Origin of the sequence: Variovorax sp. YR266, assembly GCF_900107295.1 — a bacterium.
In the GTDB taxonomy this organism is placed as follows: domain Bacteria; phylum Pseudomonadota; class Gammaproteobacteria; order Burkholderiales; family Burkholderiaceae_C; genus Variovorax.
This window is the reverse complement of sequence record NZ_FNPM01000029.1, coordinates 1-23,712: the sequence shown is the minus strand read 5'-3', so window position 1 is coordinate 23,712 and position 23,712 is coordinate 1. Positions and strand designations below refer to the sequence as shown.

General features: G+C 62.5%; 24 protein-coding genes. 15 read left to right on the top strand and 9 right to left on the bottom strand.

What is annotated here, in order from left to right:
* From BLW48_RS35705 to BLW48_RS34450, 3 genes are all read right to left on the bottom strand, one after another.
* On the bottom strand, nucleotides 1-232 hold a 232-nt coding region (locus tag BLW48_RS35705; RefSeq protein ID WP_218137569.1), incomplete at its 3' end, for a hypothetical protein.
* 182 nt (nucleotides 233-414) lie between these two features.
* A complete protein-coding gene (locus tag BLW48_RS34455; RefSeq protein WP_093180166.1) occupies nucleotides 415-1,284 on the bottom strand; it encodes an SDR family oxidoreductase in 870 nt (289 codons plus the stop codon).
* 43 nt (nucleotides 1,285-1,327) lie between these two features.
* The gene (locus BLW48_RS34450) at nucleotides 1,328-2,269 is read right to left on the bottom strand and encodes an NADP-dependent oxidoreductase (RefSeq protein ID WP_093180165.1); all 942 of its coding nucleotides are present in this window, start codon (nucleotides 2,267-2,269) and stop codon (nucleotides 1,328-1,330) included.
* Nucleotides 2,270-2,373: 104 nt separating this feature from the next.
* Here BLW48_RS34450 and BLW48_RS34445 point away from each other — a divergent pair, with 104 nt between their 5' ends.
* Nucleotides 2,374-3,249 (top strand): LysR family transcriptional regulator, encoded by an 876-nt coding sequence (locus BLW48_RS34445; protein ID WP_093180163.1) that lies wholly within the window; start codon nucleotides 2,374-2,376, stop codon nucleotides 3,247-3,249.
* Nucleotides 3,250-3,310: 61 nt separating this feature from the next.
* Entirely contained in the window at nucleotides 3,311-4,948 is a 1,638-nt protein-coding gene (locus BLW48_RS34440) for an alpha-amylase family glycosyl hydrolase (RefSeq protein ID WP_093180168.1), read from the top strand.
* A gap of 4 nt (nucleotides 4,949-4,952) precedes the next feature.
* Here the strand turns inward: BLW48_RS34440 and BLW48_RS34435 are convergent, their stop codons facing one another.
* From BLW48_RS34435 to BLW48_RS34420, 4 genes are read right to left on the bottom strand one after another with little or no spacing between them, the layout of a single operon-like run.
* Nucleotides 4,953-7,244 (bottom strand): CocE/NonD family hydrolase, encoded by a 2,292-nt coding sequence (locus BLW48_RS34435; protein ID WP_093180162.1) that lies wholly within the window; start codon nucleotides 7,242-7,244, stop codon nucleotides 4,953-4,955.
* Nucleotides 7,241-9,001 carry an ABC transporter ATP-binding protein/permease gene (locus BLW48_RS34430; protein ID WP_093180160.1) on the bottom strand — a complete coding sequence of 587 codons (1,761 nt, stop codon included), beginning with the start codon at nucleotides 8,999-9,001 and terminating at the stop codon, nucleotides 7,241-7,243. Before BLW48_RS34430 ends, BLW48_RS34435 begins: the two co-directional genes overlap by 4 nt.
* Nucleotides 8,998-10,407, bottom strand: coding sequence for a glycoside hydrolase family 15 protein (locus tag BLW48_RS34425; RefSeq protein ID WP_093180159.1), 1,410 nt, complete (start codon nucleotides 10,405-10,407; stop codon nucleotides 8,998-9,000). Before BLW48_RS34425 ends, BLW48_RS34430 begins: the two co-directional genes overlap by 4 nt.
* Entirely contained in the window at nucleotides 10,404-11,693 is a 1,290-nt protein-coding gene (locus BLW48_RS34420) for a glucoamylase family protein (RefSeq protein ID WP_093180158.1), read from the bottom strand. The genes BLW48_RS34425 and BLW48_RS34420 overlap by 4 nt, the downstream gene beginning before the upstream one ends.
* A 169-nt stretch (nucleotides 11,694-11,862) precedes the next feature.
* On the opposite strand from BLW48_RS34420, the gene BLW48_RS34415 reads away from it, so the two are divergent.
* From BLW48_RS34415 to BLW48_RS35575, 12 genes are all read left to right on the top strand, one after another.
* A complete protein-coding gene (locus BLW48_RS34415) occupies nucleotides 11,863-13,980 on the top strand; it encodes a glycoside hydrolase family 3 N-terminal domain-containing protein (RefSeq protein ID WP_256331072.1) in 2,118 nt (705 codons plus the stop codon).
* A 296-nt stretch (nucleotides 13,981-14,276) separates the two neighbouring features.
* On the top strand, nucleotides 14,277-14,591 hold the full coding sequence (locus BLW48_RS36000) for a hypothetical protein (protein ID WP_256331071.1): 315 nt from the start codon (nucleotides 14,277-14,279) through the stop codon (nucleotides 14,589-14,591).
* 561 nt (nucleotides 14,592-15,152) lie between these two features.
* Nucleotides 15,153-15,512: a hypothetical protein gene (locus BLW48_RS35275; protein WP_143047867.1), complete on the top strand. Its 360-nt coding sequence runs from the start codon at nucleotides 15,153-15,155 to the stop codon at nucleotides 15,510-15,512.
* Between the two features lie 647 nt (nucleotides 15,513-16,159).
* Entirely contained in the window at nucleotides 16,160-16,600 is a 441-nt protein-coding gene (locus tag BLW48_RS34405) for a GNAT family N-acetyltransferase (protein WP_093180153.1), read from the top strand.
* Nucleotides 16,601-16,710: 110 nt separating this feature from the next.
* Nucleotides 16,711-17,019, top strand: a complete 309-nt coding sequence (locus tag BLW48_RS34400; protein WP_093180152.1) for a hypothetical protein — start codon at nucleotides 16,711-16,713, stop codon at nucleotides 17,017-17,019.
* A 119-nt stretch (nucleotides 17,020-17,138) separates the two neighbouring features.
* Entirely contained in the window at nucleotides 17,139-17,429 is a 291-nt protein-coding gene (locus BLW48_RS34395) for a hypothetical protein (RefSeq protein ID WP_143047866.1), read from the top strand.
* A gap of 173 nt (nucleotides 17,430-17,602) precedes the next feature.
* A complete protein-coding gene (locus BLW48_RS35580; RefSeq protein WP_177142509.1) occupies nucleotides 17,603-17,755 on the top strand; it encodes a hypothetical protein in 153 nt (50 codons plus the stop codon).
* Between the two features lie 111 nt (nucleotides 17,756-17,866).
* On the top strand, nucleotides 17,867-18,097 hold the full coding sequence (locus BLW48_RS34385; RefSeq protein WP_093180148.1) for a hypothetical protein: 231 nt from the start codon (nucleotides 17,867-17,869) through the stop codon (nucleotides 18,095-18,097).
* Between the two features lie 71 nt (nucleotides 18,098-18,168).
* The gene (pyrF, locus tag BLW48_RS34380; RefSeq protein ID WP_093180146.1) at nucleotides 18,169-18,876 is read left to right on the top strand and encodes an orotidine-5'-phosphate decarboxylase; all 708 of its coding nucleotides are present in this window, start codon (nucleotides 18,169-18,171) and stop codon (nucleotides 18,874-18,876) included.
* A 199-nt stretch (nucleotides 18,877-19,075) separates the two neighbouring features.
* On the top strand, nucleotides 19,076-19,471 hold the full coding sequence (locus BLW48_RS34375) for a hypothetical protein (RefSeq protein WP_093180145.1): 396 nt from the start codon (nucleotides 19,076-19,078) through the stop codon (nucleotides 19,469-19,471).
* A gap of 132 nt (nucleotides 19,472-19,603) precedes the next feature.
* A complete protein-coding gene (locus BLW48_RS35270) occupies nucleotides 19,604-20,023 on the top strand; it encodes a hypothetical protein (protein WP_143047865.1) in 420 nt (139 codons plus the stop codon).
* A 437-nt stretch (nucleotides 20,024-20,460) separates the two neighbouring features.
* Complete coding sequence (locus tag BLW48_RS35575) at nucleotides 20,461-20,664, top strand: hypothetical protein (protein ID WP_177142508.1); 204 nt, start codon at nucleotides 20,461-20,463, stop codon at nucleotides 20,662-20,664.
* Between the two features lie 374 nt (nucleotides 20,665-21,038).
* Here the strand turns inward: BLW48_RS35575 and BLW48_RS34370 are convergent, their stop codons facing one another.
* Both BLW48_RS34370 and BLW48_RS34365 read right to left on the bottom strand, forming a co-directional pair.
* Entirely contained in the window at nucleotides 21,039-21,845 is an 807-nt protein-coding gene (locus BLW48_RS34370) for a hypothetical protein (protein WP_143047864.1), read from the bottom strand.
* A 539-nt stretch (nucleotides 21,846-22,384) separates the two neighbouring features.
* Nucleotides 22,385-23,098, bottom strand: coding sequence for a hypothetical protein (locus BLW48_RS34365; protein WP_093180142.1), 714 nt, complete (start codon nucleotides 23,096-23,098; stop codon nucleotides 22,385-22,387).
* A 355-nt stretch (nucleotides 23,099-23,453) separates the two neighbouring features.
* On the opposite strand from BLW48_RS34365, the gene BLW48_RS34360 reads away from it, so the two are divergent.
* On the top strand, nucleotides 23,454-23,712 hold a 259-nt coding region (locus tag BLW48_RS34360; protein WP_218137568.1), incomplete at its 3' end, for a hypothetical protein.

The window sequence follows — 23,712 nt, the reverse complement described above, 5'->3', positions numbered from 1 at the left end:
ACCTCTCCAGGGTGCGCATGATGTCCGCACCATTGTCATTTGTTCGCCAAGCCCACAGATTCAAGAGGTCGGCAGCGTCTTCGCGGCGATAGGTGCCAGGTGGGTCAGCCCAAAGCAGTTCGGCAACGTCGGATGTCTCCCCATACTCGCCGAGCAAGCGCAATACTGTTTCGTCGTCGCCACGAAATGCGGTGGACCGCAATGCCGCGACCTCGTCGAGGGTCGCTTGCACAAGTGCAGTCCGACTGGTGGTCAGCAAAGCGGTGCCCCGCTTATGAATGTCCGGTTCTGGCCGATAGTACTCACCCGCGCTTTGCCGCCAAATGCCAGCAACCGCCGCGCACGGAACGGACATCAGGTCCCCAGAGCGCAGCGTGTGATGCAGTCCCAGCTGACATACGCGAAGCACGCAGCCTACGACGCGGCTACGGCCTCCTTGACGAAGTCGGTGTACTTGCGCAGAGGACGTCCAAGGATGGCCTGCAGGCGATCCGCGGCGCCGTCCGCGCCATGCATGCCGAACTTCTGGATCCCGGCCATCATCAGGCGCATGTCGTAGGCAAGCCAGGACGGCGCCGATGTGGCCATCTGCGCTTCGAAGGCCGCCACGTCGTCTCCGCCGTAAGCCACTTCACGACCGAGCGCAGCACTCCAGATTTTGGCCACCGACTCTCCGGTCAACAGCTCGGGCCCGACCAGCTCCAGCGTCACGCGTGGTGACGGCGCGGTCGCGCGATCGCGGCGCAGCAGTTCGGCGACGGCGGCGTCCGCGATGTCTCGCGCGTCGATCATCGCGACGCCTGTGGAGCCGATCGGCATCGGGTAGACGCCGTAGCCCTGGATCACCTGCTGGACCATGCGCTCGTTTTGCATGAAGTAGGCCGGCCGAAGGATGGTTGCCGGAATGTCGAGGCTCTCGATCATTCGCTCGACCGTGTGCTTGCCGGTGAAGTGCGGCACATCGGTGAACTTGTCTGCATGGATGACCGAGAGGTAGACGATGCGCTCGATGCCAGCTTCGCGCGCCAGGTTCAGCGCGACGAGGGCCTGGGTCACTTCGTCGGGCGTGACGGCGTTCAGCAGGAACAGCGTGCGCACCGACGACAGTGCCGCGCGCAATGAGGGCACGTCGGTCAGGTCGCCGACGACCTCCTTGACGCCGGTCGGAAAGCTCTGCTTTCCGGGTGTGCGAACGAAGGCGCTGACTTCGGCGCCGGCACTGGCCAGGCCTTGGACGACGAGGGAACCGATGGTGCCGGTGGCACCGGTGACGAGAATGCTCATGGAAATCTCCTGGGAGGTTGGTGGGGGGGGATGAAAAGATCGATCAGCGCGAGAAGTCCGCAACGACCTTGCCGATGCGCGGGTCGGTGCGATTGCGTTCGATGGCCATGGGGATGTCGCCGAAGCCCACGACTTCGTCGAGCTTCGAAATCAGCGTGCCTCCGGCGATCTCTGCCGCCAGCCGTTCCAGGAGCGCCGCGTCAGGCTTGCTCATGAACCACAGTCCGCGGCGGCCGGGGGGCGTGCGTGCCAGGATGTCGGGCGAGGACGTGCCGACGATCGCGCCGTCCTTCGTCAGCACCTGCCACGAGCGATCGAGCACTTCGCCGCCAACGTAGTCGAGCACAAGGTCGATGTCGCGCGCGACCGACTCGAAGCGTTCGGTGCGGTAGTCGATGACGTGGTCCGCGCCCAGGCTGCGCACGTATTCGACGTGGGCGGTAGACGCCGTCGCGAAGACTTCGGCGCCTGCCTGCTTGGCGTACTGCACGGCATAGCCGCCCAGCCCTCCCGCTGCACCATGAATGAGGATTCGCTGGCCTGCGGCGATCGGACCCGCGTGGTGCAGGCTTTGCCAGGCGGCCACGGCCGCGACGGGGACGGCGGCCGCATGGACGTCGTCCAGGCCTTGCGGCGTGCGTACGAGCTTCGCCTCGTCGACTGCCACGAACTCGGCATAGGCACCCAGGCCGCCCAGCGGGCCCATGACGCGATCGCCCACGCGAAAACGCGAGGCGCCGGAGCCAAGCGCTTCGACGACACCCGCAAGCTCGATACCCAGCACGGCGGGCAGTTGAAGCGGGAACGCGTCCCGGACGAAGCCTTCACGAATCTTCCAGTCGATGCCGTTCACGCCGGCCGCCCGGACGCGCACCAGGACCTGGCTCTGTCCGGCCGTGGGCCTCGCGGTCTCGGCGACCTCGGCGGCGGCAGCACCGCCATAGGCCCGGATAAGCACGGCACGTTGAGTGATGGTGGTGGTCATTTCAGTTTTCTCCTGTTGAAGTTGCGGTAAGGAGAAGATAAGTCGTTGCATTGTTAAAACGAAGATCCGAAAATGAAGACACCTCGTTTCAATTGCGGAACACTATGGATCTGAATGCACTGAGCGACTTCGCGCTCGTCGCAATGAACGGCGGCCTCGGAAAAGCAAGCCGCGCGAGCGGTAGATCGAAGGCGACCTTGTCCCGGCGCATCGCCGATCTGGAAGAGCAACTCGGCGTGCGGCTCATCGAGCGCAGCGCCCGCGGGCTCAAGCTCACAGAAGCCGGGCAGATGCTGATGGACCGCACCGAAGGGCCGATGCACGAGGTGGCCGACGCCATGACTTCCGCGCGCGAGGGCTTGTCGGTGCCCCGCGGACGCCTGCGCATCGCTTCGCCGGTGCTGTTCTCCCAGCTGGCGATGGGCCGCATCTCCGCCGAGTTCTGCACGGCCTACCCCGAGGTCAGCTGCGAGGTGGTGGCGGACGATCGCCTGGTGGACCTCGTCGAGGAGCAGTTCGACGCCGCGATCCGGATCAATCCAAGCCCGGACAGCAGCCTCGTCGGCCGGTGTTTTGCCAAAGACCGGCTGGTGGTCGTGGCCGCGCCCTCCGTGCCCGTGCCTACGCCAGGCAAGGTCAGCCCGGTCCCAGGCATCGTCTCGACAAGCTTTCAACCGACGAACTGGACGCTGGACGACGGACGCCTTGTCCTGGAGCCGATTCCGAGGCTCAGACTTTCCTCGTTCCTGATGATTCGCGACGCTGCGATCGCCGGCGCTGGCGTTGCCCTGATGCCGCAGTCGATCGCATGGAACCAGCTGACGCGCGGAGAACTGGTTCAGTGGGGCATGGTTTCAGGCGTGGAGGTCGCGCTCTGGGTCCTGCATACGTCGAGGCGACTCCCTGCACCGAAGGTTCGGGCGTTCGTCGATTTCATGTGCGCGCAGTATCCGCAGGGGTCTCTCGTACTGAACGGCTAGGTCAGCTGTTTTCATTCTGGGGAAAATGGACTCACCCGAAACCGAGCACGAGGGGATCAAGATGTCAGCCGACGACTGGTGGAAGTGCGGAATCGTCTATCAGGTCTACCCGCGTTCGTTCCAGGACAGCAACGGCGATGGCATCGGCGACCTGGGCGGAATCCGCGCCCGGCTGGATCATCTGGTCTCGCTCGGCGTCGATGCCATCTGGATCTCGCCGATCTATCCGTCGCCGATGGCCGACTTCGGGTACGACATCTCCGATTTTTGCGGCATCGATCCGCGCTTCGGCACGCTGGACGGCTTCGATGCGCTGGTGCAGGAGGCCCACGCGAGAGGGCTCAAGCTCATCCTGGACTTCGTGCCCAACCACACGTCGGACCGTCATCCGTGGTTCGTGCAGAGCCGCAGCGCACGCAGCGATCCGCGACGCGACTGGTACATCTGGCGCGACCCGGCGCCGGGCGGCGGGCCGCCCAACAACTGGATCAGCAATTTCGGCGGCCCGGCCTGGGCCTTCGATGCGACCACCGGCCAGTACTACTGCCATTCGTTCCTGAAGGAGCAGCCCGACCTCAACTGGCGCAACCCCGAAGTGCGAGCCGCGATGTACGAGGTGCTGCGCTTCTGGCTTCGGCGCGGCGTCGACGGATTCCGTGTCGACGTGCTCTCTCAAATCATCAAGGACGCGCAATTCCGCGACAACCCGCCGAATCCGGACTTCGCCCCGGGCCAGGATCCATTTTTTCGCTGGCTGATGCTCTACAACACCGACCTGCCGGAGGTGCAGCCGATCGTGGCCGAGATGCGCCGCGTGGTCGACGCGTTCAGCGACGCACGCTCGTCGCGCGTGCTGATCGGCGAGCTCTACCTGCCGCTCCCGCGCCTGGTCGCCTACTACGGACTCAACGCCGCAGGCGTGCTCGAAGGCGTGCAGCTGCCCTTCAACTTCCAGCTGATCGCGACCGAGTGGCAGGCGGCGCGCATCGACCGCTTCGTGCGCGACTACGAAGCCGCCTTGCCCGCCGGCGCCCAGCCGAACTGGGTGCTGGGCAATCACGACAGACCTCGCATTGCGAGCCGCGTCGGGCCACAGATGGCGCGGCTCGCGGCCATGCTGCTGCTCACGCTGCGCGGCACGCCGACGCTCTACTACGGCGACGAGATCGGCATGACGGACGTCCCCATTCCCGCCGATGAAGTGCAGGACCCGTTCGAGAAGAACAAGCCTGGCATGGGCCTGGGTCGCGATCCGGAGCGAACACCCATGCAGTGGAGCGCGGCAGAGCATGCGGGCTTCTCGACCGGTACCCCGTGGCTGCGCCTGGCAGCCGACTGGCCCACGAACAATGTGGAGGCGCAATCGCACGACGCAGGGTCGATGCTGGCGCTCTACCGGCGCCTCATCGCGTTGCGCCGCGCGCAGCCCGCGCTGAACCGGGGCAACTACGAAGCGCTTGAAGCCGGGGGCGAGGTGCTCGCTTATGCGCGCAATGGCGAAGAGCAGCGGCTGGTGGTGCTCTTGAACTTCGGCGCCACCCCGGCGCCGATTTCGCCGGCGTTGATGCCGCGCCAGCCGGTCGTGCTGGCATCGACCGATCCTGCGCGCGCCGAGTTCATCAAGGGGCCCCTGGTGCTGGCGCCTTGCGAAGGCGTCGTCATCAGCGCCGTGAACGACAAAGGTCTGGCGACACGATGAGCGATCAAGACTTGCCGGTCTGGATTTCGACGTAGCTGCGCGCATGCCAGCGCACTCGAATGGGCCATTTCGCGTCGGCAATGGTTTCCGAATTCACGTCCTTGCCGCTGCCGTAGTTGATCTGCCGGTCGGGACGCCTGTTGAGGCCGATCAGCAGCACGATGCGGCTGCCCGCCGCGAGCTTGCAGGCCGTCACGCGTTCGACGGTGAACGCAAGCAGCTGACGCTCGCCGGCCCGCAGAAGCCGGCGACGCATGCGATGGCCTGCGTAGCTGGCGCGAAAGTCGTAGGGATCGAACAGCAGCTGGTATTCGCCGCTTGCCGTCTGCTCGTACAGCGAGATGTTGAAGTCCACGTCCTGCCGCGAGGGCGTGATGTCGAACACGCCGCGCAGGCTGCCGACGATCTCGGTGCCCTCCGGGAGCGGATCACTGACAAAGCTGATGCTGTTGCGCGCCGGCAGTTGCTTCACGCGCAGCGCATCCGGCCACGGAGTGCGCACGTCGCGTCGATCGGCGAGATCGACCGAGAGCCGCACGTTGCCACCGCCTTCGGATGGCGACGGCAACAGGCGGTGCGGGTCGTCGCGCTCGCGGGTGTCGAGGTGAAGGCGCAGCCGGGTGCGCTGCGGTGCGTCCAGCGTCGGCGCGTGGCGCCACTGGTCCGCGCCCATCACCTGGTAGTTGACGCGATCCATCAGCAGGGAAGGCTTGTTCGCGCCTTTCAGGATGTGGTCGAGCCATTGGTAGCGCAGATCGGGCAGGTCGACGCGTGCGACGGGGTCGAGCGTGTAGCCGCGCAGCGTCGGCGCCGTGCCGCGCCGGATCGAGGCCGCGTCGTAGGGGCCGAGCAGCAGCGTCGTGTCGGCCTGCGGCCGGTTGCGAAGATGCTCGTGGTGGAAGTAGAGCGCGCCGGCATCGGCGCCGTAGTAGCCGGCAAAGCTGAGCACCGGAATGTCGATTCGCGCAAACTGCTCCGCCGACGGCAAGAACTTCTGCCAGTAGCGATCGTGACTCGGGTGCGTCAGCCAGGTTCGGATCAACCTGCTGCGCTTGCCCAGCAGGACGCGGTCTATGTCCCAGTAGGGGCGATTGCCACGGTGCCAGCGTGCGTCGAGTGCCTGCCACATCGTGTCCGGGTCCGCGTCGGCATCGACGCCGGCTCGCAGGGGCTCAGCAGTCGCGTGCTCCTGCGCCCAGCGGACCATGGCGTTGCGGAAGATCTGTCCGGCCATCGGGAAGTCGATGCCCGGCGCCATCGGCGCGATCGTGGCAATGGCCTTGAGGGCAGCCGGTCTCCTGCGGGCGGCGGCCCAGGCGGCGTAGCCGGAGTAGCCGTCGCCGAGCATGGCGACGCGGCCGTCGCTCCACGCCTGCCGGGCAATCCAGTCGATGACGGCGGCGGCGTCTTCGCCGTCGCGAACGAACGGCCACACGGCGCCCTTGCCGTCGGGAGTGCGTCCGCGCACGTACGCCGTGACGCCGACGTAGCCTTTGGCGGCGCTGTGCTGTGCGTCGTCCTCGGCGGGATCGAGCGTGAAGCGCAGCAGCGTCGGCAGAGTTCCAGTCGCGCGGCCGGGCCGAACCAGGTTCGCATGAATGACACCCCCGCGCACGGGAATCCTGACGTCAGCCTCCGCCACGTAGCGGTTGCGGTTTTCCGCCGCGAACAATTCGGGCAGCAGCGCATTGAAGCTGCGACGCGACTGGTACGAAAGCCAGGTTCGCACGAGCGCCAGCGCATCGGCCTGCGGGAGGCTGCCCTTCGCGCGCCAGAGATCGAAAGCCTGGCGCAGCGGCTCTCTGTACACCGCCGGCGGGATTTCGAGCCGCGCCATGATGGCCTGGGCTTGCGCGTTGTCGAGCGGCGACACCAGTTCCTGGAACGAGCGCGCGTAGGCTTCGGCGAAGCCGAGACGCCCGTCCGCTTCGAGCATGCGCGCACGCGCATAGATGCCGTCGAGGATCGCCCGCTGGACCAGGTCGTCGAACGGCTTGCCCTGGCGGCGGCTGCGCAGGGACGCGCTGCTGTCGTAGGCTGCACGGTAGGCGCCGCTGACGATCTGCAGGGCGGTCAGGTTGGCCAGGAAGACATCGGTGTCCGCCTCCTGGTACACCGGCAAGATGCGCTCGGCCAGATCCCGCATCAGGTCCGCCGCGGTGGCATCGTCAGGATCGCGCGGTGGCCGGAAGCCGAAATCGGCCGCCCAGGCCCAGGTCGGCCACGCGGGCAGCGCAAGAATCAGCCGCATGAGGGCGCGACGCGCACGACTGACGGTTGACCCGGGGTGTCTCATGGTCGCTGCTCCTCGGGTGCGGCGTTCGGCGCCTTGACCAGATGCACCACCCGCGTGAACAGCCGATCGTGCGCTCCTCCGGCCGAGCCTATGTGAACAATGCCCGTGTGCGTGAGCTTGCCCAGCGCGTCGATGATGAGTTCGAGCGTGTCGTCGTCGAACGCGCTGAAGGCTTCGTCCATCACCAGCCAGGGCGGTGCCTGCAGCACCACGCGGGCGAAGCCCAGCCGCAACTGCTCGTCCATGCTGAGCTCGCTCTCCCAGCGACCCGTCTTGTTCAGCAATTGCTCCAAACGCTGGAGGCCCACACTCGCCAGCGCGGCCACCATGGCTTCTCTCGGATAGGTCGATGGCTCCATCGCATACGACAGCACTTCGGCCAGCGTGCCGCGGGGAATGTAGGGCGTGCCGCGCGGCATGTAGTGGATCGTCTCGCCGACGGGGCGGCGCACGGTGCCGCAGCCCCAGGGCCAGAGGCCCGCTAGCGCCCGGAACAGCAGGGTCTTCTCCGTGCCCGGTGTGCCGAGGATCAGGACGCACTGGCCGCGGTGCACGACGAGACCGGGGTCGTCCAGCTGATCGTGGCCGCTCCAGGAGCGAACTTCGAGCGCTTCGATCGCGAGCGTCCCGGCTTCGCTCTCTTCGTAGGCGATGCGGCTGCCACCTGCCTGTGCCTCCAGATCGGACGCCAGCATCCGGCGCAGGTCGGTGACACGCAGCAGCGTGGCGCGCCAGTCGGCAATGATGCTGAAGTTGTCGACGAACCAGCGCAGCGACGACTGTGCCTGGGTGAAGGCTGCGGCAGCCATCATCAGGCCGCCGAACGAAACCTTCCCCGAGAAGTAGAGGGGGGCGGCCACCAGCGTCGGCGCGATGATGGTGACCCAGCCGAAGCCCGCGGTGACCCAGGTCAGGTTGGTCAGCCCGAGCACCACGCGCGACGTGGCGCGCAAGACGTCGCCGAAATGCATGGCAACGCGACGCTTCTCGTCGGCCTCGCCACCAGCCAGGGAGATGCCGTCGAGATGCTCGTTGATGCGCGTCAGCGAGAAGCGCAATTCGCCTTCACGCGCGTAGCGCTCGGCGTTGCGCGAGATCAGGCCGTTGCCGACCCAGTAGGTGAGCAGCGAGCCGGCGATCGCATAGGCAATTGCCGCCCACAACATGAAGCCCGGCAACACATGGTCCTCGCCGTTGAAGAAGAGGCTGAAGTCCTTGGAGATGACCCACAGCACGCTCGCAAAGCTGCCGAACAGCATCGCTGCCTGCAACAGACCCACGCCGAGGGTGACCGACAGATCGCACAGCTTCAGCGTGTCGTCGTGCATGCGCTGATCCGGATGGGCCCCCATCGGGCCGCTGGCCTGGAGCCAGAACGCCCGGCGCGGCTGCAGCCACAGCCCCACGAGGTCATTGACCACGGCCTCGCGCAGCTTCAGCTGCAAGGTTTCGCCCAGCCACCTCTGTGCGACGTTCAAGACCAGCAGCACGCCCGCAATGATGGCGAAGACGCCTACCTGCACGACGAATTCGCTCAGGTCGCGACGCGAGATCGCATCGTAGAACGGCTTGTTCCAGCTATTGAGCTCGATCTGCCCATAAGCCGTGAGCGCGACGACCACGACGATCGCGCCCATCAGCACGACAAGCGTTTTCGCGACCGGGGACACTCGCAAGGCGCCGAGCAACTCGCGGACCTGACGGAAGACACCGGCTCTTGCAGCCGGCTCGACACGGTTCTCCGGCCTTGCGCTCATCGCTCCTGCGGCGCCTGGCAAGCGGCGGCCGCGATGCGGCGCGCCGAGACACACGAAATGAAGGCGGCGTGGCTCCATGCCAGTTGCTTCGCCGAGGTCTGCGCGCCGCTGCGCTGGTCGAACTGTTCCGACAGATCACCACCGGCCGGCGTGTACGCGCGTACGGTGGCGAGGTAGGCGTCGCCGCGCCCCATCCACTGGTTCCAATGGCGTGCATCGCCGCCCATCGCCGCGGCGCGGAAACAGAACTCGGCGGCGCCGAGTGTCGAGAAAAAGTACGCACCACCCGAGTAGTACACGTCGCCGGCATACCGACCCATCGCCGCGCCACGGCCTGCGGCACGGCCATGGTTGATTGGATAGGCCGCATCGAACAGCGCGTCGAGTCGCGTCAGCGTGGCCTGCATGCGCGGATCGGACGGGCCATGCGCGGCCTCGGTGCCGAGGCTGTGGATTGCCGACAGGATCACCGCGATGTCCAGCGCCTTCGCACTGGGCCGGCCGTCCGCCAGCACGCGTGAACGGTAGTAGCCGCGCGTCGAGTCGCGGTCGTCTGACTGTTCGTCTCGTTCGTCCACCCAGTAGTCGTCGAGCAGGCGCCGCACGGCCCGCGACTCCTCCCGGCAGTGCTGCGCCAGCGCCGCGTCGCCCAAGCCCTCCAGCCATGCCGCGCCTTCGGCCAGCGCGGCCCCTGCGACGCGCAGTGTGTAGTAGTGGTGGCCGAGCTCTTCCTCCCAGATGTCGTACGACGGCTCGCGCCAGTGACGCAGCGTGAAGTCGATGTCGAAGCGAATCAGCGGCGTGACCTCCGCCAGCAGGGCCGCGTCGAGGTGCCCGCCGTCCGCCCAGCGCAGCAGCGCCAGCGCGCGCAATGGCGGCCCGTCGTGCTGGGGGCGCGCCCAGCGGAGGACATCGAGCGTGCCGTCGGGGTTCACTCTCGTTTCGGCGACGACGGCATCGCCGTGGACGCTCGCGAGGTCATGGTCTTCGCGCAGGTACTGCAGGAGTTCGGGGGCCACGCACGCTCTGCGGCCTTGCTCCGCGGCAACCGCGCGGCCGTCGAGTCCGTTCACGGCAAGGCTGAAGCGGGTGAAATCGCGCAGATGCTGCAGGGCTTCGTCGCCGATGCGTCTGTCGACGTAGAGCAGGCGCAGTGCATCGATGACGACAGCAGAGTCCCGGAACCAATGAAAGAAGTAGTCCGGGTCCGGGTCGTAGTTGCCGAGTACGGGCGAGGCAATGATGGCGCCGGCGACCGGCCGTATGGTCTGACCGAAGCCGGGGCGATGCTTGACGATCGACACCGGCGAGATGCAGGGCAGCATCGCGCTCGCCGAATGGGACAGCTGTCTTTCGAGCCATGACTCGAAAGCCGGGTCTTGCTGGCTCGCCACGCTGAAGGTCACGGTGCAGGCGACTCGAGGTGCGGGCTGCTGAAGTCCAGGGCGCGCAGCCCGGCCTGCACTTCGGGCACGCTCATGAACAGTTTCCACAGAAGGCCCGTGCGATGGTTCTCCATCATCACGACGATCGGGCCCTGGTCGATGGCGAGATATGTCTCTGCGAACCAACCGCGCCGTTCGCAGAACGCATCGATGAAGCCGTAGTCCTTCCACAAGCGCGTGCCATGCACGGTGAGGAAATGCCGCAGAACCTGCATCACCTCGGTGGGCGCATACGGCAGGCTGGCCAGCGCGGCCGTCGGCGAAATGGTGCCGTTGTCGATGTCCGGGGCGTGGGCGAGGTAGCCGTCGGGGTCGTCGCTGGCGGTCAGGCCCCAGCACGATTCACCGTAGCCCGGGTGGCCATGAGGATTGGCGATGCAGTGCGCACGGTTGATCTGCAGGTGGCGGCAGTTGAGATCCCAGTAGTCGGCGTAGCGATCCTTCAGGCCGTGCGGATCGAGGCCGCAGAACGAGTAGTGCGTGAAGAACAGCGGGCCGCCGTATGGCATGCCCAGCGGTATCTCGATGCCGTAGTACGACCGGCCGTTGAGGAAACCGGCCCCCGCCGCAAAGCCGCGGTGGTACACCCGCGGATCTATCGCATGGCGCGGCGCGGCCGCCGCCAGCAGGTAGGTGATGAGGCACTCGTTCCAGCCGCGCACTTCATGGTTCATCGCCCAGCCGTGGTTCGGGCTCCAGTGCCAATACAGCACGTCCCGCCCGCCCTGGGTGAACCAGTTCCATTCGACGTCGTGCCACAGCGTGTCGATGTCGTTGCGCAACCGGCGCGCCGCGGCCGTGTCCTCGCTGAAATACTGGCGCGCACAGAGCAGGCCCATGCAGAGGAACGAGGTCTCGACCAGATCGCCCGCGTCGTCCTTTGGGCTCATCGGGATCGTCTCGCCGCTCGCTGCGTCCATGAAGTGAGGGAAGGCGCCGTGGTAGCGCCTGGCGCGAAAGAGGGCGTCCCGCATGCGCCCCAGGCGCTCCAGCGCTGCGTCCCGCGTGACCCAGCCGCGCTCCACCGCGACGATCATGGCCATGATGCCGAAGCCCGTGCCGCCGATCGCGACCCTGTCATCGGGCAGGTCTTCGCCCGTGGCGCTGACGAGCGTGCGGCGGTCGAGCGCCAGGCCGCTGTCGGCATCCGCACCGTCCCAGAAATAGCGGAAGGTCTGCCGCTGCACGGCATCGATCAAGGCTTCATCGGGCAGGGCTGCCAGTGCCCTCGGGTTCCTGTCATCCATCAACACGAACGGTTCCTTTCGTTGTTGTCCCGGGTGTCACGTTTGGTTTCACCGAATCATCGGCGACGCCACGCGGCTGAGGGCTCTTCGCCCGCAGCATGCCATCATTAGGCCCCCTGGGTTCTATTCGAAATCCCTGATGAGTCGCATCGATACTCTCATGGCCCGGATGACGCTAGCCGAAAAGCTGGGTCAACTGACGATGACTGCCTCCGGCTACACGGTCACCGGGCCGGTGCTCGCGGGAGACTCCACGCAGTCGATCATCGACGGCACCGTCGGCAATCTGCTGAACATGGTCGGCGCCGGTCACACGCACGAGATGCAGCGACTGGCCGTCGAGAAGTCACGGCTCGGCATTCCGCTGCTGATCGGCCTGGACATCATTCATGGCCATCGCACGCTCTTTCCGATCCCGCTTGCGGAGGCCGGCACCTTCGACGAAGACCTCTGGGAGCGCACGGCGCGGGAGGCTGCACGTGAAGGCGCTGCCGACGGCCTGGCGATGACTTTTGCGCCGATGCTCGATGTATCGCGCGATCCCCGCTGGGGCCGTACCGCGGAAGGACCCGGCGAAGACCCTTGGCTGAACGCACGCATCGCGCAGGCCAAGGTGCGCGGCTTCCAGGGGGCAGACCTTTCATCGGCCGATTCGCTGGCGGCCTGTGCGAAGCATTTCGTCGCATACGGCGCAGTCACCGCGGGGCGGGAGTACGCCGCCGTGGACATCTCCGAGCGCACCTTGCACGAGGTGCATCTGCCGGGCTTCGCAGCAGCGGTGCGCGCCGGCGTTGCGACGCTGATGCCCGCCTTCACCGATCTCAACGGCGTGCCGATGACTGCGCACATCCCCTTGCTACGCGACTGGCTGCGCGGCGAGATGGGCTGGGACGGCGTCATCGTCAGCGACTACAACGCGATCGCGGAATTGATCAAGCACGGCGTCGCGGCCGATCTCGTCGACGCCGCAGTACTGACGCTGAAGGCCGGCGTCGACATCGACATGATGGCCGACGCGTATCGCAAGGGCCTGCCCATCGCGCTCGAGCAGGGACGGGTGACGATCGAAGAGATCGACGCGAGCGTGCGCCGCGTATTGCGGCTCAAGGAACAGCTCGGTCTGTTCGACGACCCCTACCGCCGCGGCGCGACACCCGAACTCGCGGCGGTTGTCGCCGAGCGGCACGCGGTGGCGCGCGACGCCGCGCGCAAGGCCATCGTCATGCTGAAGAACGAGCGGGACACCCTGCCTTTGCCTGCTGCGGCGAAGGCACTGTGTGTCATCGGCCCGCTGGCCGACGCAAGCACCGAGATGAAAGGCCCGTGGTGGGGGGCCGGCGAACACGAGCCGGCCGTCAGCGTGCTTGCCGGCTTGCGCGCCGCGCTGCCGCAGACCGACATACGCCATGCACCCGGCGTTGCCATCGAGAGTGATGACGACAGTGGCATCGAAGCTGCTGCCGCCCTGCTGTGCGATGGCGCCGACGCCGTTCTGCTGTGCCTGGGCGAGCGTGCCACCATGAGTGGCGAGGCCGCGAGCCGCGCCACGCCCGCGCTTCCCGGGCTACAACAGGCGCTGGCCGAAGCGGTGACGGCACGTGCACACGCGCTCGGCATCCCCGTCGTCGCAATCTTGTTCTCGGGCCGTCCGCTCGTCGTTCCCTGGCTGGCCGAACATGCCGATGCGCTGCTGGCAGCGTGGTTCCTCGGCATCGAAGCCGGCCATGCGATCGCCGACGTGGTCACGGGCCAGGTAACGCCAAGTGGCCGTACGCCGATGAGCTGGCCGCGCGCCGTCGGGCAGCTGCCGATCTACTTCGGCCAGCGTCCCACCGGACGGCCGATGAATCCCGCCGACTACTTCACGAGCAGGTACCAGGACGTCGAAAATTCGCCGCTGTATGCCTTCGGCCACGGCTTGACCTTCGGCCGGTTTGTCTACGACGAGCTTCAGGTCGAGCCGCGGCGCGTGCGCGAGCAGGACGCGCTGAAGATCAGCGTCAGGCTGCGCAACGTTGGCACGCGCGAGGCTGAAGAGACTGTCTTCCTGTTCGTTCGCGGCAAGCGGAGCCGTGTCACTCGGCCGCTGCTGGAACTCAAGGGCTACGCGAAGCTGCGATTGATGCCGGGCGAAGCCGGCTCGGTGAACCTGGAGCTGCCGGCGGCCGAGTTGCGCTACCTCGGGCCGGACCTGCAGCCCTTGTTCGAGGCGGGCGAAGTCGAGATCTTCGTCGGGCCGAGTGCCGAGCAAGCAGGGTTGCTGCGCCAGACCATCGAGTTGTGTTGAAGCCCCAGGGGCGCAGGGGCTCGTCGTTGCCCGTGGCTATACTGCGCCGGTCACGTCAAAAAGAGGCGTGATCGGGCTTGGACTCCCGTGCAATCACTGCGACGCAAGCCGCAGTTTCCCCGCAGGGTCTGCGGCTTTGTCGTTCGTGCTTCCAGTTTTGGCGGCTCGATGGGCGGGCGCGAGCCCGGCCGGTTTCACGCAAGTGGTTGCCCGGTAGTCCAACCCGTCGAGCTGCCGCCCCCGCTTGGACTCGGGTGCGGCGGTTTCAGCAAACCGCAATCACTTGGAGGCCATTCATGGCTGCATCCGCTCGCGCGTCCGCGCACGTTCACTCACTTCCCGAATCTTCTGAAGCCGCTAGCGTTGAATCGCTTGCGCTTCAGGCATGCGATGACATCGACAGCTTTCATGCAGTGCATCGCGCCTATGCGTGTCTTGAAAAACTCATCGTCCCGCAACGCGTGAACGACAGCGAAGAGGTCTATCCGACGCGCGCTGAACTCAGTGCTCTGGTGCGATTGGTCAATGAAGAATTGCAGCGGCGTATCGAAGCGGCTGAGGCCACGATTCAGTTGTGGCGTGTTGCAGCAGGCGAAGGTGGTGCGCAATGAAAAGCTCGCGTCAACTATGGCAGTCGACTTTGGGTCTCTTCGCCCCGGCCTTGCGCGAGGCTACAGTCGACGAGCGGCGGAAGTTGCCTTTCCAACCGGTGATGGACCAGATCATCCAGCAATGAGTAATCAAGAAAAGCCTAGAAGCGAATCGACTGCCTTCGAGCGCATTGGCGGAAAGATAGTGCTGCTTGCACTTGCTGCGCTTTCGAGCGGTGAGGGCTTCGTTGCGTTGCTAACGGGTCGTCTTGCTGAACGAGGACCACGTAGTGCCCCGCTTCGTGTTTCGGAGCAGAGCGGACTTGCGGCGTATGCCGGAGGCGTATTTCTCATACTCGTTGGAATCACGCTCGTCGTGCTTGCCTTTAGAGGGCTACGTTCTCAAAGAGTATTGAAGGTTTTGCTTGCCGTTGACGTACTGGCATTCGTCGCCGCTGTCGCGACTCGCCTCCAGTACTGAATGTCTGCTTCGGTCCCCTTTGCGCAGGCCGCACGTAAGGCTACAGTCGGCCATAAGCGGACGGTCGCATGTGAACGTCGCCGGCAAGAAAATTCAAAGCGATGCCAAATCTAGAACTCGAATGGAATGGTTCCAAGTTCGCCGTGACTTCGACACTCCTTCCACGAAAGCTGTGGCAGGCCGCGTCCATCGATGTGTTTCTTGACGGGGAGTGCTTGCTCAGGACCGGTGGCGTGTTCAAGCTAACCGGCTCGCATTCGGCCGAATTCGAGCATAAGGGTATTCATCACCAAGTCACCTTGTCCTGGGGACATGCCAGCTTCCGTTCCTTTCCAATCAAGGTCGAGGTGGATGGCACCACCCTCCATGAAGGGCATGTTGTCAGTGGCAACTGGCCTCTCTCGCTCTGGCCATGGTTGGCATTAGGTGGTCTGATTTCTCACATGGCATGGAGACTATGAGGAGCGTGGCAGGTTGCGGCCAACAGCAGTCATTGCGCTGGACGGCATACCGCGTAGAAACTGAAGTTTGTGGAGATGGCAACGTGATCAAACGCTCGATGAGACGCCTTGCTATGGCGCTGGCTACGATGCTCCCGGCGGCTGCACTCGCAAGCCTTCCACTGGAAATGTCCCTCACCGAGATGGCGACGGAAGCCGATCATGTACTGGTAGGTTACGTTGTCGACGTTGACATGGTTGATGAAAGCGGGAACTCCGTCCTAGACGAGGAGGCGCGTACGGGGCCCGGTCTGAACAAAATCATCCGCCTGCATGTAGCGATCGACGAGCCTCTAGCCACAACTGCCGCGCGTGTTCCAAAAGAACTGCTCATACCTCTAGACCCGCTTATGCAGTACAGCCTTGGACAGGTCAGGGCTGTCCATCAAAACAATGCAGCCCGGCGATTGCTGCTCTTAAAGAGCGCGAGCTTCTCAAGCTTAAAGCCAGGAATCTTTTCTTGCCGCTGCAAGAGAAAGACGAGGTACTGCGAGTTCATGGTGCAACGCACCGCTAGCCTCGCAAGATGCAGCCGACTAGTATCGGCCAGAAGCGGGCCTGCCAACGAACCTTGTCCAACCTAGCCACTCAGAACCTCCCCTCATCGAATGGAAAACATCACATCACTTTCTCTGGAGAACATTTCTGAGTTCGTGCCACTGTATCGCTCAGTGTTTAATGCACCCCCTTGGAATGATGGCTGGACAGAGGCGGCAGTTGCAGAGCGGCTTACAAGTTTTGCGCAATCGCCCGCGTTTCAAGGCATGGGCCTGTCAGTACATGGAGAAACCATTGGCCTTGTTCTGGGCTGGGGCGAGCGTTGGGTGCAGGGCTGGGTTTTTCACATCAAAGAGATGTGCATCCATGACCATTACCAAGGACAAGGATTCGGAGCGAAACTTATGCGCGGCTTCGAGGAGCACCTTCAAGCGCGCGGATTCATGAGTGCGAATCTTCAAACAGGCGAATCAGTTCCCGCGAGGAAATTCTACGAAAGCCTCGGCTACAAGCAGTGCGGATACGTAAGCCTACTCAAGAAGCTCGGTTGAAGCTGTACGTCGGCTCAGGGCCTGTTCTCGACGGTTGCGCGACCGGCTACAGTCGGCCAGAACCAGACGCTCGGTGCTGAGGCAGAATTTGGGCCAGAAGTGGACAATAAATGACGACTCCGATTTCTCGAATTATTGGCGCCGACATCTGTCGCGATGGCGGCTCGTACAGTTTCTGCTTCTACTCCAACGACAGCCAGTGGTACGAATTCTTCCTGCGGACGCGTGCCTTCGAAAACGCAACTCCGGCCTCCCATTTTCCGCCTGTGATCTACCTCGGTAGTGTTAATGACGACAAGCTCGTAGATCAACTCTCATGGGAGCAAGGTCGAGATTTCTTGGATGGCGTGGGGTACGACAATCAGCGATTTCGAGAGCTAGTCGCGATCGTGAAGGCAGAGGGAAGGGGAAGGTCGTAAACCTCTGAGGTCGGCTCTATGCGGCGATCGCGTCCGACCGAACCCGGCCAAAAGCCGACCTTCGACAGTGCCGTCCGAAGCGCGTGCGTACTAACCGCAACGTGAGGAAAATCGACCGAGTGATCAACAGCCATCAGCGAACGATGACCGCCTCAACTGCCGTGCTTCTCTTTATGTGCGTCGGGACAGTCTTCCTGTACGCGGAAAAGATGAGGTTCGACCCGCCGGCAGGCCGTTTGCGACTGGCTTGGCGCCTGGCCTACTGGGGTGGATCGATGGTGTTTTTGCTAGGAGCAGTGCTTGCAGCCGACACGACGTTTGTATCGCCAGTGTTGAAAAGTCATCTCGTGTGGCTTGCACTGTTCTTTGTGGTGGTTGCGTTCGGAGGCATAGTCATCCAGTTTTTCTAGGCTATGACGGTCAGCGGCCACAACCAGACCTACAGATGGCAACTTCCAAGCGGGCGCTTTCAAGTTCGTGCACGTTGGTAGTCATGGGCTGGGACGAATCCACCGCATGGTTTCCGGGTATGGGAGGCTACGTAGAAAGACGGTTCATGCGGTCACTACAGCTGAGCACCCCCATGTCCCGCACAGAAGCGAAGAACGTGGTGAAGAAGATCGCCGCCAGGGAAATCTTCGAGGTGTTTCTTGCTGACGACAGCCATGCGAGTGGTATGTGTCATTCCCTTGAGAGCATCGGCGGCCGAGTATCGCTGCGCTGGGACGCTCGGTGATCGGCCCAACGTCTTTTTGGGGCCCCATCGCGACGTCAGCGTGTCCGGCTACAGTCGGCCAGGAGCAGCCATTCCAGTGCACGATGTAGTTGCTCAACTGCTCGAACCAAAATGAATGAATCTGACCAACTCCGCAACGAGATCAGGAAAATCGACGCACAAATTGAAGCCTGGAGTCCTGAAAAACGGAAACAAGGGGTCTCCGCGATCCGCACTGGGCTGATTCAGCAAGGTGTGACGATCTCGGCAGATGACAACAGGGTTCTGGAGGAATTTGCAGCAGGAAAGCTGCAACTTGACGACCTGGTTCTCCAGTTCTATGGGCGAGCTTTTACGACTTGAGAAGCAGCCAAACTCAGCGCCTTTCGGCCAGGACCGGTCGTCCAAACGAACCCTTCACTTTGCACACAGCGATGTCACAGAAGAACAACATCATCGTGTCGCTTGATTTCGACTCGGCCAGTGAAGCACTGGAGCTGGTGGAGCAACTCGGACCGTTGGCAGGGTTTTACAAAGTCGGCCTGCAACTGCTGACTGCGGCAGGCCCGACCGTGGTCCGAAAGCTGATTTCGGGCGGCAAGGCAGTCTTTCTGGACTTGAAGCTCCATGAAATACCCGCGTCAGTGGCCGGTGCGGTGTCGGCGGCCGGTGCTTTGGGGGCGTCGATGATCACCGTTCATGCATCTGGGGGCTCCGCTGTGCTGCGGGCTGCAGTGGAAGCCGCTTGCTCGTACCCCAAATTGAACGTCCTTGCGCTGACGGTCATCACAAGCTTGCGAGACGAGGACCTCACGGAGCTAGGCTTGGACGCCACGGTCCCAGAGCAAGTCGTTCGACTCGCCAAGCTGGCCGCTGCGGCCGGCTGCCATGGGGTGGTCGCTTCAGCCCAAGAGGCGCGGCTGCTCCGCGGCCTCCTCCCGGCGGAGATGCTCATCGTTACCCCAGGCACGCAACTGCAAACCGATGCGAAGAATGATCAGGCGAGAGTGGCGACGCCCTTCGACGCAATACGTTGGGGCGCGAGCCACATCGTTATCGGACGTTCCATCTCTCGCTCAACGAATCCGCCCGAGACGTTCGCTGTCATCCAAGCGCAGGTGGATGAAGCTGTCTCCTCGTAATCGCTGCAGCAGCGAGGCATGACTCTTCTGGGCCCGAAGCTCTGCCGGTCGCAACCGGCTACAGTCGGCTAGGGGTTGCCATTCGTTCAGGCTGACAAAGATCACGCGTTCACAGGCCCACAGACAAGCACATGTGTGCAGGCTGTTGAGCCGACGGCAGATGGCCATCATCGAACATTGACTTTGAGGAGGGGGTCGTATGCATCGAGCAATTGCGCTGGTCTTGTGTCTGGTCCTAAGCGTTTCAGCAACGGCACAGCCATCGGACGAAAAAAGAGCTCAGTACGAGAAGGAGCACGCAGAAATAGTGAAGATGTTCCGGACCGAGACGGGGTTCGAGGAAATCGACCGAGGGGAAGTCCTTCAGTTCATCGACAACAAGCAATCGAGAGTTTTCTTGGTAACGAAGCCGGGCCATCCAGCACGCCCAGCAGTCGTAACTCGTCAGGCATTGGAGTACAAAGGACAACTCTTTCTAAAGTCCAATGGCATGGGGCGAGGAGACCAGAATGCCCTAAAAATTTGGGTCGACTACTTGGACTCTGAGGCCAAGGCCGCAATTGATAAAAAGCGCGAAGAGGCCATCAAGCCATGACGGTCCATTGCGTGGGCCGCAAACATCGAACGGTAGCTCTCGCGACGTGCGAGTGACAGCAACGGGCTCCAACGCGCCAAGGTGGCGACAGGCTACAGTCGGCCAAAAGTAGTCACACGACTAGGATTCTCAGTGCCTCGAAAAATCACTTCCATCGCCCGCGACATCGCCAAGTTTGCGCCCGCCGAGGATGGCAACTGGCGCCGCTTGGACGACCTGCTTGATGAACTTTGGGGGGCAGGCGGTCCAGGACAAGCAATCCCCGAGATGCTGAGCGTCTTTGAGCGCTATCCCGAAGAAGATGGGTATGGGGTGATGTGGAGCCTCGTTCACGGTTTAGAGAAACTGCCGAACTACGAGCCCGCACTTCTTCTTTCCCTGGCACGACAGCCAAGTGAACTCGGCATAGCTATGGTCGGTCGCATGTTGAACTCTGGCGTTACTGAGATCGGTGGCGTTTCGTTGCTGCAGACACTTCAGGATATAGCTAGTACCGCGACCTCTCCGCACATCCGAGAAGCAGCGCACAGCGTGGCGTCACGGCCACGTTGACTGACTGCTTCTGGTCCTAAGCTCTGAGCCAGCGACCGGCTACAGTTGGCCAATAGCCGACCTTCACCGCCTCGGTCTACCTTCCAACCCAACTCGCCAATCACAGAAACATGACAGTCGCAATGTCACCGCTGTGGATCAAGCATCTTGACATCCCATGGGGTAGCGTCGGGTGGCGCATGGGCTGGGGTGAGGCGTACTGGGGTCAATGGAGAATTTTCTTCCTGGCCCTGACGGAAGAAGAGCGCCACCGCTACCGAGAGACCTGGCCGGAACCTGAGTCATGGCGGGGGCTGTATGCATTTATTGAGTCGGGTGAGCCCCCACCCAGGGCAATCGAACACGGGAGAAAACTGGCTGGGCCGTATCCCCTGCCGAGTACCGAAGAGTCCAGCATCTGCGAGCACTACCGGGTTGTATGGTTGGTCAGGTGCCACATGAGCAAGCTGGGCGTCTACGAAGTACCTGCGAGATTTCCGTCGCCGTATCTTGGACAAGCACTGGATGAGGGCGACGTAATGTTCTATGCGGAACCGAACGGCGCCTGGTGGCGTTTGTCGATGCCAAAAAGTGGCGGGCTTATCCTGAACCGACTGACGCAACCAAACGCCCCTGACACGTTGCTGTTCCGTAAGGCATAGCGGCTGTCGGCTAAGAGCGGAAGTTCGCCTCGCCCCTCCAGACTCTCCCCAACAACACTCGGCTCCCATCATCACGGCTCGCGGCACCCAGATGGACACCGCAACACGAGACAACATCGCTACGTCCTTGATGATTCGACACGATCAGAATCGCTCTGGCTGCGGGCCCAGGGCATGATTCCCCGGCGCGATAAACAGGCGCGTGGCGGTCGGTCTGAACGAACGCTTTCTATAGCCCGGGCCAGCGCTTTAAATGGCACTCAGACGCACCATTTCATCGGCCGAACGGGGATATCAGCCTTCTGACATTCATGGTCTATCTGAACTCTGGCTACGAAGGGGAGCGACTCTCGGGCCCATCAGGCCTGAGAGCCTTATCGTTCTGCGAAATCCGTGATCACTTCCGAGCCGGAATATCTTGAGTCGGCGAACTTCGTCTGCAGCATCAGACCGTATTGATTGAAGTAGACGCTCGATGCTTTCGACGGCGCACCCGCCTCGCTCGTGCCTTCGCAATCAAACCAGATGGCCTGACCCCTGATCTTCGGATGAGCTTCCGAGGCACTTCCTGTTTTCACGGCGGTACATGCCATCTTGTACCAGCGAAAGTTGAACTCTTGCATCGGGAATCCCATGGCGTAGTCCACGACAAATTTACTGCCCACCGTTATCTTTGCTGGTTCAAACTTGAATGGCTTGATGTCTTTGACCGCGCTGTCAAGGATGGTCACCTTGTTTTGAGGCAAAGCGCTCTCCTTCTTGAGAGGCAACACTCCGAGAAAGATCAGGCTGAAATTCCGGCTGACCAAAAAGCCGTTGTTCTCCAGAGTACGGATCTGCTGAAAGATGCCATTGCCGAGTGGACGGAACGCGCTCTGCGGGAGAGTTATCGAGTCATCAGTAGCACCGAGTGGCCGATACCGATACTCAAACTTGAACGTGACCTCTTTGAAATCCACGGGGCCGGGTGCACCCACAGCCTTGAGCGATTCGACATACGCTGGCCGCAGCGCTTGGAGCGTGTAGTTCTTGGCCAGGAACGCGTCGGGATTGGCGTTAACCTCTTTGACTTCAGTTGGCATCGTCCCGCAGCCCGCCAATGCCAAGAGTGCCAACGCTCCCAGCCATTTTGTTGATCCGATATCAGACTCACGCACAAACCGAATTGCCAACGTTCCCAAGATACACCCCCATCCAAAATGTTAAAAGACGTATCTTAGCGAGACGGAGCGGCGCTCGTTCGGCGCGGCGTGTGACGTAGTGCCGGAGGTGATCTTGAACTGCGGGATGCCGCCGCGCCATAGATGGCTACAGTCGGCCAGAACCAGACATTCCCCGAGGCGACGACATTGCGACCCACGCCCGCTCATCTTCCTTGAGAAGCCGTATACCGAGAACCATGGACCGTTTTCGACTCGCCGCGTGGTGCTTGCAGGGCTTGAATCGCAGATGGAGTACTGGATTGACCTGGCTGTCGGTTGGCTGGAACAAGGCGTGCCATTGGACGAAGAAATCGTTGAAGCGCTCAGCAGGGAGTATCCGAAATTTTTCCCATCGTCCGGCGCTGGAACCGCGCCGTCATGCTGACCCTGCTCGACACGTATGCGAAGTTCAACTATGGAGTCTTGCCGGACTGCGTCCTCGAAGCGTTTCAGATACAGAATCCGTTGGCCGTACTGTCAACAAGATGACGGCTACCGCAGGGTCGTCCTCGAGAGGACTATTTTTCGACTTCGAAACGGACAATTTTGGACCTGAGGTAATTTTTAGTCTCAGACCGCGTCGGCAGAGATAGAGCGATTCCGAGGTCTTCCAAGAAGATGCGTGTGCCGTAGCAGTCCATTTCTATCGCGTTGCCTGTCAAGGCGGGATAGATGGTGTTGGCTGCGTAGATGTCTTCGACCTTGCAGCTCAACGTACTGGTGTTCGTCGGTAACTTTTCATTTTTTGGAAGCCGCACTGATTCCGTATAAATGCTGAATGAGGTGCCAATTTCCAGCCTGTTCGGCAGTGAGCCAACCAGAAGAGTTGTTTGGCTGGTTGTCGTCATTCCACTTTCATAGTTGCCTTGGACCTTCAGAGAAAAGAGATGCCCGAATGACAATTTTTGAAACTTGTCAGCGCCGAAACTTTCATTGGCCCGCAACAAGCCGTTGGCCTGCGATTGCAAGTCGATCCTGTAAGCAAGGTCGCTTCCAGGCAGTCGTGAATCGCTGGTCACTACGGTGTACGACACGCTCTTGAACTTGGGCTTCCAAATTTCCTTCCCCGCACGCGCCGCATCAAGCGCCGCCATCACTTTTTCCGGGACTTGCACTTTGTCATACGGCACGATCTCTTCAGTTTGTGCATGCGCTGTAAGAGGCGCGACACCGATGCCAAGGATGATGCCCGTGAAGATCCCCTGGAATTGCCGTCTCTTTCGTAGATTCATGTGAGGACCCGAGAAACTCTTTCAGTAGCATTTTTGCTCGATCAATGTAGTTACGCTGCCACTTGCTGCGCTAGCAAGAAAGCCCCATCACAGGAGAGCGTGGAGGTTGCCGCCCAACGTGCGGGTGCACAACGGGCTGCATCATGCTCACGACATGGTTGTCGTCGATGGCGAATCGAAGGTCGTTGCACCGTTGTACCAAGCCAACCCACTCTTACGGGTACCTCTAAGCCGCATCGAAGGTCAGCTTAGGAGAGAACTGTACAGCCGGTATGGGCCCGATGCTGCAGCACAATCAACCGAACCGCGAGGCCGGGCCCGGCCAGAACCGGACATTCATAAACGGAGCACCGCTTTGCTGACCACCAGTCGGACTGCACTTGTGCAAGCGACCCTCGACGAGGTCGCGGCATTGCGGCCCACCGCATTTCGTGGCGACGACGAAACAGTATTGCGCTTGCTCGGCGAGTATGGGGAGACATCCGACGTTGCCGAACTGCCTTGGGCTGACCTACCTGACACCTATCGCCGCGAAGACGCTGCCGACCTCTTGAATCTGTGGGCTTGGCGAACAAATGACAATGGTGCGGACATCATGCGCACCCTGGAGAGGT

Excerpts from the sequence above, each read along its gene's own strand:
- BLW48_RS34455 (WP_093180166.1), bottom strand. The coding sequence starts at position 1,284 with ATGAGCATTCTCGTCACCGGTGCCACCGGCACCATCGGTTCCCTCGTC.
- BLW48_RS34450 (WP_093180165.1), bottom strand. The coding sequence starts at position 2,269 with ATGACCACCACCATCACTCAACGTGCCGTGCTTATCCGGGCCTATGGC.
- BLW48_RS34445 (WP_093180163.1), top strand. The coding sequence starts at position 2,374 with ATGGATCTGAATGCACTGAGCGACTTCGCGCTCGTCGCAATGAACGGC.
- BLW48_RS34440 (WP_093180168.1), top strand. The coding sequence starts at position 3,311 with ATGTCAGCCGACGACTGGTGGAAGTGCGGAATCGTCTATCAGGTCTAC.
- BLW48_RS34435 (WP_093180162.1), bottom strand. The coding sequence starts at position 7,244 with ATGAGACACCCCGGGTCAACCGTCAGTCGTGCGCGTCGCGCCCTCATG.
- BLW48_RS34430 (WP_093180160.1), bottom strand. The coding sequence starts at position 9,001 with ATGAGCGCAAGGCCGGAGAACCGTGTCGAGCCGGCTGCAAGAGCCGGT.
- BLW48_RS34420 (WP_093180158.1), bottom strand. The coding sequence starts at position 11,693 with ATGGATGACAGGAACCCGAGGGCACTGGCAGCCCTGCCCGATGAAGCC.
- BLW48_RS34415 (WP_256331072.1), top strand. The coding sequence starts at position 11,863 with ATGACGCTAGCCGAAAAGCTGGGTCAACTGACGATGACTGCCTCCGGC.
- BLW48_RS36000 (WP_256331071.1), top strand. The coding sequence starts at position 14,277 with ATGGCTGCATCCGCTCGCGCGTCCGCGCACGTTCACTCACTTCCCGAA.
- BLW48_RS35275 (WP_143047867.1), top strand. The coding sequence starts at position 15,153 with ATGCCAAATCTAGAACTCGAATGGAATGGTTCCAAGTTCGCCGTGACT.
- BLW48_RS34405 (WP_093180153.1), top strand. The coding sequence starts at position 16,160 with ATGGAAAACATCACATCACTTTCTCTGGAGAACATTTCTGAGTTCGTG.
- BLW48_RS34400 (WP_093180152.1), top strand. The coding sequence starts at position 16,711 with ATGACGACTCCGATTTCTCGAATTATTGGCGCCGACATCTGTCGCGAT.
- BLW48_RS35580 (WP_177142509.1), top strand. The coding sequence starts at position 17,603 with ATGTCCCGCACAGAAGCGAAGAACGTGGTGAAGAAGATCGCCGCCAGG.
- BLW48_RS34385 (WP_093180148.1), top strand. The coding sequence starts at position 17,867 with ATGAATGAATCTGACCAACTCCGCAACGAGATCAGGAAAATCGACGCA.
- pyrF (WP_093180146.1), top strand. The coding sequence starts at position 18,169 with ATGTCACAGAAGAACAACATCATCGTGTCGCTTGATTTCGACTCGGCC.
- BLW48_RS34375 (WP_093180145.1), top strand. The coding sequence starts at position 19,076 with ATGCATCGAGCAATTGCGCTGGTCTTGTGTCTGGTCCTAAGCGTTTCA.
- BLW48_RS35575 (WP_177142508.1), top strand. The coding sequence starts at position 20,461 with ATGAGCAAGCTGGGCGTCTACGAAGTACCTGCGAGATTTCCGTCGCCG.
- BLW48_RS34365 (WP_093180142.1), bottom strand. The coding sequence starts at position 23,098 with ATGAATCTACGAAAGAGACGGCAATTCCAGGGGATCTTCACGGGCATC.